Source organism: Saccharopolyspora indica (assembly GCF_027853965.1).
Lineage (GTDB): Bacteria > Actinomycetota > Actinomycetes > Mycobacteriales > Pseudonocardiaceae > Saccharopolyspora > Saccharopolyspora indica.
The window spans coordinates 1-1,318 of record NZ_JAQGLB010000048.1; the positions used below are offsets into that span (position 1 = coordinate 1).

Consider the following 1,318-nt stretch of genomic DNA (forward strand, 5'->3'; position numbering starts at 1 on the left):
GAACGGCCCGCGCACCAGCTTGAGTTCTAGGAGTCGTCGCAACACCCGATCTACGGGGATGCGATGGACTTCGAGACTCGGAACCGGTCGGTTAACCAGGGCCGTCGACGGTTGACGCGTGAGCGGGCTGCCTATCTTGATCTTGTGAATCAGGGTGTGAGCAGCTTGGAAGCATGCCGGATCGTCGGGATCAACCCGCGGACCGGCCGGCGATGGCGAAACGGTCGTGCCGCCAGCGGCGGCGAGAAGGCGGCGTCACCGATCACTGCGGTGGCGCCGCCTTCGGGCCCGTCGAGGTATCTCACCGAGGACGAACGCATCCAGATCGCCGACCTGATGCGGGAGAAGGCCTCGCTGCGGGCGATCTCCCGGCGATTAGGCCGGTCTCCTTCCACGATCAGCCGGGAGATCCGCCGCAACCGGCACCCCGGCTATGGCGGCTACCGGCCACACGCCGCGCACGCGCGTGCTCTTGCCCGTAGACCGCGACCCAAGCCGAGCAAGATCGGGCAGCACCGCCAGCTCAGAGAAGTCATTCAAGACCTGCTGAAGCTGAAGTGGAGTCCGGAGCAGATCTGCCGGGCACTCCGCACCCGCTTTCCGGGCCAATCGGAGCTGCATGTGGTCCACGAGACGATCTACCAGGAACTTTACCGAGGTCACGGTGCACTGACTCGTGTCCTGCGATCGGGCCGGACCCGCCGCCGCCCGCGCCGACATGCCTACAAGCGCCGTCCTCGGGCCATCCCGAACATGACCATGATCAGCGACCGCCCCGCCGAAGCCGATGACCGCACCATCGCCGGGCACTGGGAAGGCGATCTGATCATCGGCAAGGGCAGCAAGTCGGCGATCGGCACCCTCGTCGAGCGCACCAGCCGCTACACCCTGCTCGTTCACCTGCCCGCCGGCTACTCCGCCAGGGAAACCCGCACCGCCCTCATCCAGACCGTCCAGGATCTTCCCCAGCACATGCGCAAGTCCCTGACCTGGGACCAGGGCTCGGAGATGGCCGCCCACCAGGCCTTCACCCGCGCGACCGGCATGCCGGTCTACTTCTGCAACCCAGGCAGCCCCTGGCAGCGCGGCTCGAACGAGAACACCAACGGCCTGCTGCGCCAGTACTTCCCCAAAAGCACCGACCTCGCAGTCCACGACCGTGAGCGCCTGGACGCCGTCGCCGCCGAACTCAACAACCGCCCACGCAAAACGCTCGGCTGGGACACCCCAGCCGAGCGCTTCGCTACTCTACTCACAACCACCAGCTAGCAGCGGTGTTGCAACGACCCCTCGAATCTGCCCAGGTGCACGGGCCGTT

1 protein-coding gene is annotated in these 1,318 nt (G+C 66.5%); it reads left to right on the plus strand.

Translation table 11 applies throughout. The features are described 5' to 3' along the window. Positions 1–156: 156 nt before the first annotated feature. A complete protein-coding gene (locus OU416_RS40165; protein ID WP_372907107.1) occupies positions 157–1,269 on the plus strand; it encodes an IS30 family transposase in 1,113 nt (370 codons plus the stop codon). The last annotated feature ends 49 nt before the right edge of the window (positions 1,270–1,318 follow it).